The organism is Geodermatophilus sp. SYSU D00710 (assembly GCF_054050195.1).
The window spans coordinates 217,553-223,552 of record NZ_JBJGYX010000001.1; the positions used below are offsets into that span (position 1 = coordinate 217,553).

The 6,000-nt window shown below is 72.8% G+C and carries 6 protein-coding genes; 1 reads left to right on the forward strand and 5 read right to left on the reverse strand.

The window, feature by feature from the left end:
• Positions 1-296: 296 nt before the first annotated feature.
• Complete coding sequence (locus ACI78U_RS00985; RefSeq protein ID WP_456873412.1) at positions 297-479, reverse strand: hypothetical protein; 183 nt, start codon at positions 477-479, stop codon at positions 297-299.
• A 321-nt stretch (positions 480-800) separates the two neighbouring features.
• Positions 801-1,364, reverse strand: a complete 564-nt coding sequence (locus ACI78U_RS00990; protein ID WP_456873413.1) for an HpcH/HpaI aldolase family protein — start codon at positions 1,362-1,364, stop codon at positions 801-803.
• Between the two features lie 561 nt (positions 1,365-1,925).
• On the opposite strand from ACI78U_RS00990, the gene ACI78U_RS00995 reads away from it, so the two are divergent.
• Positions 1,926-2,363, forward strand: a complete 438-nt coding sequence (locus ACI78U_RS00995; RefSeq protein WP_456873418.1) for a cupin domain-containing protein — start codon at positions 1,926-1,928, stop codon at positions 2,361-2,363.
• A gap of 62 nt (positions 2,364-2,425) precedes the next feature.
• Here the strand turns inward: ACI78U_RS00995 and ACI78U_RS01000 are convergent, their stop codons facing one another.
• The 3 genes from ACI78U_RS01000 to ACI78U_RS01010 all read right to left on the reverse strand — a co-directional run bounded on the left by ACI78U_RS01000 (position 2,426) and on the right by ACI78U_RS01010 (position 5,518).
• The gene (locus ACI78U_RS01000) at positions 2,426-2,680 is read right to left on the reverse strand and encodes a hypothetical protein (RefSeq protein WP_456873414.1); all 255 of its coding nucleotides are present in this window, start codon (positions 2,678-2,680) and stop codon (positions 2,426-2,428) included.
• Positions 2,681-2,780: 100 nt separating this feature from the next.
• Complete coding sequence (locus tag ACI78U_RS01005) at positions 2,781-4,034, reverse strand: ATP-grasp domain-containing protein (protein WP_456873415.1); 1,254 nt, start codon at positions 4,032-4,034, stop codon at positions 2,781-2,783.
• Between the two features lie 68 nt (positions 4,035-4,102).
• Positions 4,103-5,518, reverse strand: a complete 1,416-nt coding sequence (locus tag ACI78U_RS01010) for a M20/M25/M40 family metallo-hydrolase (RefSeq protein ID WP_456873416.1) — start codon at positions 5,516-5,518, stop codon at positions 4,103-4,105.
• Positions 5,519-6,000 lie beyond the last annotated feature (482 nt).

The following is a 6,000-nucleotide window of genomic DNA, read 5'->3' on the forward strand; positions in this document are numbered from 1 at the left end:
GTACCTGCCGAGATCCGCTCGCCTGGCAGGTCGGACATCCCCAGTATCGGCACCGCGAGACAGCGGCGGCCACAGCGCGCCGGACGACACCCCCGGCGATGCGTATCCCTGAGTGGGCCGACAGGGACAGGGCCGGATCGCTCGAAGGGCGCGGCACCGGGACGCTGAAGGCAGCTGAACGTCCGGGGAACGAGGCGCGCTGGCAACCGTCATGGGCCCGGCGGAACGTGCCGACGGCGACGTCGACGGGGCCGACGCCCACGTCGCTCGCCTGCGCCGCGACGTCCTCGAGGTGGCTACTGCCCGCCGCCCACCAGGAGCACGACACCCGCGACGATGGCGACAGCGCCGGCGAACAGGGCCTGACCCTTGTTGTAGCCCGTCCAGACGGGGGCGGACCTCTCGCTCTTGCCGACGAACCGCAGGCCGAACAGCAGGACGAGTCCGGCGACGATGCACAGGACGCCGATGACGCGCACGCGGACCGACCCATCTCTCCCTCGACAGCGAGGCGAGTGGATCACGGGGACGGCGAGCGTCGCACAGCGATTCACCTACACGTGTCCCGAAGTGGGCGGCCGCTCGGGGACATCCGAGCGACTGGCGGATCCGGCTGCGAGGGCAGCGGCCTGACGACCGACGTCGAGTCAGCGCCGCGGCCCATGGAGGACCACCCGGTACAGATACACGACACAGGCGAGGGCCAGCACTGAACCGACGATCGAGAAGGCGTCATCCCGGGTCCTGTGGCTGCGGTGTGCGGCAACCGGCCGGTGCGGGCGCACACGGCGCAAGTGCCGTCAGACGGCCCGCCACTCCGCCGTCCTGCGGACGAACTGCTCGAGCGCGAGCACGTCGAAGCCGTGCCAGAGCAGGCGGTATCCCCTCCCGAGGAGCGCCTGCGTCTGCTCCAGGGTCAGCGCCGCGCCGCCGAGCGGGATGCGCGCCTCGGCGGCCACCCGCTCCACGTGGGTGATCGCCTCGACCAGCTCCGGTGCGTCGAGGCGTCCCGAGACGCCCATCTCGGTGGAGAGGTCGAACGGCGCGATGGTCAGGCAGTCGATGCCATCGACCCGGCAGATCTCCTCGATGTTCTCGACGGCGCTGAGGGTCTCGATCAGCAGCGTGCAGACCGTCTCACCGCCGCGCCGGCCGAGGTACTCGAACAGGCCGACGCCCCACCGCGCGTGGGCCACGAACGGTCCCCATCCCCGCCGCCCCTCGGGCGGGTACCTGGTGAGGGCCACACACTCGGCGGCCGACTCGGCGGTGGTGACGAGCGGGAAGACGATCCCCTCCGCGCCGGCATCCCGTGCGCGCGGCACGCGCTCGTGCGCTCGCCCGGGGAGGCCCCTCCCGCGCACGCATCCGCCCGCCAGGGAGCACGGACGGCCCGTCGTGACCGGCCCACGGTCCCAGAACCTCCGTCACAGCGTCCATCACCTCCCACGGCTCCGCGGGACCGCAGGCGCTTCACATTCCCGGTCCATTCGTTGACCGGCGGTCAGCCCTGCATCTCCGCGGTCCGCCGGGCATGCCAGCGTCGAGCAAGCAGCCGCGGTCCCGACCCCGCTCGGTGGATGTCTCGGTGGAGATGGGCCGATCCTTCCGACCTGACCAGCCGGACCACCTGGGCAGTGCTTACTGGCGCGCGGATGATCGGTTGGGCCGTGGCTGTCGGGCTGCTCGTGGCCTTCCTCACGGACTGGTCAGACGACACGAAGGTCCTTGTCGCGGCTGTCATCTCGGGTCCGGGAGCTGGAGCTGTCCTCTGGTCATCCCGTCGAGCACGGCCCCAGGCGCGAGGTGATGGCATCGGACCGGGATGCTCGCGGTCCGCTACCCGCTCACGACGAGCGCCTGGGCACGGAAGGCCCCCGGGACGGGTCAGCGAGGCGTAACTTGCCGCCGTGACACCGTCGCCAGTGCCACCGTTCGCCGTCCCCCGCGACGGTGGTGAACGGCTCAGCTTCAGTGGGACCACCCTGATCCTGCGAGCGGCAGCAGACGCGACTGGCGGCTCCTGCACCGTCCTGGAGGAAGCGACTCCGCTGCTCGACACCCCGACCCACGTGCACTCTCGCGAGGACGAGATGTACTACGTGGTCGAGGGCGACCACATCTTCGTCTGTGGCGGGCGGGAGTTCCAGGCAGGGCCGGGCGGCCTCGTGTTCCTTCCCAGGGGGATCCCGCACGCCCACCGGCGGCTCGTGCCGGGCTTCGGGCGACTCGTCTGCATCCTGACGCCCGGGGGCTTGGAGGGGTTCTTCCGGATCCTGGCCGAGGCGACGCAGACCGGCGGGCCGATGGACGAGGCCTACGCGCGGGCGTCCCGGGAGTACGGGATCACCTGGCTGCCCTGACCATCTCGCCCGTCCCGTGTGCCGCCGCTCGAGGACGCCGGCCGGCTCGCCGGGCAGGTGGCTCAGGCCTGGGCATCCACGTGGGCCCGGTCGACGTGGCCACTGGAGGACCCAGCCTCTTCCCACTGTCCGGGCTCGTTCTCCCAGAAGAGGACGACGTACTCGTAGTCGCCGTCGACGAACAGGTCCACTGCCACCCGCTCGGTGGAGACGATCACCGGGTCGACTCCGGCGTCGGCTGCCTGCGGCCAGTCGGACAGGGCGGGGAGCGCCGGCCGCTGCTGCTCGGCACCATCGATGTCGCCCTGGGTGCCCACCTCCGAAGGCTGTGGCGATCGTCGTCCGTGAGCGCAGACCCGTCCCGGGTGGGCCGATCAGGGACACCCGCAGCGCCGCACACGATCCGCAGGCCAGGCCCTAGCTGCGACCGAGCCGGCTCTCCTCGTCGCGCATCCACATGCCGAGCAGCCCCCGGTAGTGCGCGATGAAGTGGTCGTGCTCGTGCGGCGGGAACGTGGAGCGCACGGTGTCGACGAGGAGCCGGTCGAAGTCGGCGCTGCGCACCCAGTCGAGCACGACCTCGTCGAGGTGGGCGAGCCGGCTGGCGCAGAAGTCGGAGTAGGCCTCGACCTGGAAGTACTCGTCGGCCAGGCCGCGGTAGGCCTTGAGCTTCTCCCCGTAGCCCAGGTCCTCGCGGTCGGCGATGTCGAAGTACCGGCGGGTGTCGAGGTCGTACCGCGGCCGGCGACCGGTGGCGGTGCAGTACACCGACCACCGGACCAGCGCCTTCAGCGCCCACGGGAAGTAGTAGTGCAGGCTGGTCAGGGCGATGTCCGGGCAGGCGTTGGCGTAGTCGATGGGGTGGACGACGCCGTCCCTGATCAGGGTCTCGCAGGAGTTGAACTCCCAGCGGAAGAAGGCGTTGACCAGCCGGCCGATGGTGACCGTCTCCTCGCCGGTGGCGGCGTCCAGGAAGCCGTGGGCGACCGAGTACCGGCCGTGCATCGGCTGGTCGGGGTCGAACTTCATGACCATGGTCTCGGGGCCGATGGACAGGCTCCGCGCGAAGACGTCGTACCCGGCGACGGCCTTCTGCAGGTGCATCAGCCGCTGACCGGAGGCGTCGTACGCCCGCTGCAGCTCCTCGGCGTTGCGGATCATCGTGACGCCGACCCAGGCGCCCCCGTCGTAGGGCTTCATGAACAGCGGGTAACCCATCCGCTCGGCGATCGCCGTCAGGTCGAAGGGCCGGTTGTACTTCTCCGCCGTGTAGGCGTACTTGGCGTGGTCCGGCGGGTTCTTGTACGGGATGAGCACCGTGTCGGGCACGCGCAGCCCCAGCCGCAGCATGGCGCAGTACGCCGCGTGCTTCTCCATGCTCTGGAAGGTGAAGGGGCTGTTGAGCAGGTAGACGTCGTCCATGAGCGCGGCCTTCTTCAGCCACTCACGGGGGTGGTAGTACCAGTAGGCCAGGCGGTCGATGACCAGGTCGTAGCGGGGCTTGGCACACAGGTCGAACGGCTCGACCGTGATCCGCTCGACGTCGTACTGGTGGGCGGCGCCGGTGCCGTCGTGCACGGTGCCGAGGCGGCGCACGATCGCCTCGAAGGCGGTGGGCCAGTCCTCCTCGGTCCCCAGCAGCAGGCCGATGAGGTGCCGGTGGTCGGACATCGACGCTCCTCCAGCGGTGGCAGGGCCTCCCGCGTCGCTCCGGTGACCAGGGCGGACGCGGACGCAGCCTATGACCGGCCGGGGATCGCTGCGAGTTCGCGCCAGAGGTGCGCGGCCGCCTCGGCCCCGCGGTGCAGCATGGGCAGCAGCACCCGCTCGTTCGGTGAGTGGATCCGGTCGGTGGGCAGCATCGCGCCCAGGAACAGCAACGGAGCGCCGAGCCTCTCGACCAGGGCGGCCTCCGGTCCGCTGCCGCCCTCGCGCAGGAAGAGCACCCCGTCGGGATCGCCGTCCCAGGCCCGGGCGACGGCCCGCCGCAGGGCGCCCATGTGCGGGGAGTCGAGGTCGCTGGCGCACGGGGCGACGCCGGCCTTCTCGGCCCGCACGTCGGCGGTGATCCCCGCCGGCAGCCGCTGGTCGACCCAGGCGCGGACCTGGTCGGCGACGTCCGCCGGTACCTGGTCGGCCACCAGCCGGAAGCTGATCTTCGCGTGCGCCTCGGCCGGGACGATCGTCTTGTGGCCCGGGCCGGTGTAGCCGCCCCACATGCCGTTGACCTCGGCGGTCGGCCGGGCGCCGATCCGCTCCAGGGTGCTGAACCCGGCCTCGCCGTACGCCGCGGAGCCCGCCGCCGGCCCGGCCAGCCACGCCTCCTCGTCGAAGGGCAGCCGGGTCATCAGCTCGCGCTCCCGGTCGCCGAGCGGGCGCACCCGGTCGTAGAAGCCGGGCAGCGTGACCCGGCCCTGCTCGTCGTGCAGGTCCGCCAGCAGCTCGGCCATGGCGTGCAGCGGGTTGGGGACCGCGCCCCCGAACGACCCCGAGTGCAGGTCCACCTCGGGGCCGCGCAGCGTGATCTCCGCACCGGCCAGCCCGCGCAGCGAGACGACCGCGCCGGGGACGTCGGGGGCGGCCATGCCGGTGTCGCTGACGACGACGACGTCGCAGTCGAGCCGGTCCCGCCGCTCCTGCAGCAGTGCGGCGAGGTGCGGTGACCCGGACTCCTCCTCGCCCTCCACGAGCAGCTTGAGGGTCACGGCCGGGGTGTCGCGGCCGGTCCCGGCGAGGTGGGCGCGCACGCCGAGCAGGTGCATGACGACGTTGCCCTTGTCGTCGCTCGCGCCGCGGGCGTGCAGCTCGGGACCGTCCGGGCCCTCGACGAGCGTCGGCTCGAACGGCGGGTGGACCCACAGCTCCAGCGGGTCCACCGGCTGCACGTCGTGGTGTCCGTACACGAGCGCGACCGGGGCGTCGGCGTCGTCCGACGGCCACTCGGCGAAGACCGCCGGCGCGCCGGGCGTCGGCCAGATCTCGACCGTCGGGAAGCCCACCCGGCGCAGCGCCTCGGCCAGCCACCCGGCGCTGCGGGCGACGTCGGAGGCGTGCGTGGGATCGGCGGAGATCGACGGGATCCGCACCCAGGCGTCGAGATCGGCCCGCAGGTCGTCGAGGTGCGCGGTCACGAACTGGCGCTCGGGGCTGGTCACGACCCCCGACCGTAGCCCGCCGGCGAGGACGTCCCGCTGCCGTGCACCGCACGGGGCGACACGTGCTCCAGGGCGACGTCGGCGCCGGTCGGTGCAGGCAGGATGTCCGCGGCCCGGCCGAGCCCCCGAGCGACGCCACCGGATCGAGGAGTGGCCGCCCCGGCAGCCGGCACGCACGAGGGAGCTGACGATGAGCCGATCGCGGTACGAGATGGACCCCGGCCTGCAGAGGGTGGGCCGGCTGCTCGGCCGGCTGACACCCAGCACCCCGGCGGGTTACCGGCGGCAGGTCCGGCTCCTGAACGCCCTCGCCCGGCGCCGCCACCGCCCCGGGCAGGAGACCAGCCGGGTCCGCGGCGACATCGAGGTGGGGGGGGGGGGGGGGGGGGGGGGGGGGGGGGGGCCGCCGGGCCGGGGGGGGGGGGGGGCGGGGGGGGGCGGGCGCGCCGGGGGGCGGGGGGGGGGGTGGGGGGGGGGGGGGG